The sequence below is a fragment of the Psychrobacter sp. W2-37-MNA-CIBAN-0211 genome (genome assembly GCF_040309405.1).
GTDB classification, from domain to species: Bacteria; Pseudomonadota; Gammaproteobacteria; order Pseudomonadales; family Moraxellaceae; genus Psychrobacter; species Psychrobacter glaciei.
The window spans coordinates 1-250 of sequence record NZ_JBEOOU010000434.1; the positions used below are offsets into that span (position 1 = coordinate 1).

The 250-nt window shown below is 44.0% G+C and carries 1 protein-coding gene; it reads left to right on the plus strand.

Annotated features, from left to right (window positions below; genetic code table 11):
* Positions 1-250: hypothetical protein (locus AAEY72_RS15780; RefSeq protein WP_502945410.1), on the plus strand; the 250-nt coding region annotated here is incomplete at both ends.

Sequence of the window (250 nt, forward strand, 5' to 3'; positions counted from 1 at the left end):
GTGCATTGCCATCTCTTGCCCATGACACTCAAGGTGACTCATTAGATTGCCGTTGTCACTATCGGTTTATTGCACAAAGTGGTTTTATCCCTGTGGTAACAACCCAAGCGTCATCTTTTTCTCATGGCAAAGGCTGTTTATCTGGCTCAATGTTGCTAGCATTGGCATCGCAAGATTTACAACCTGAACAGTTTAATCAAGCCAAAGGGTTAATGCGGTATTTACTGACGCCATTGCTGGGTAATAAGCC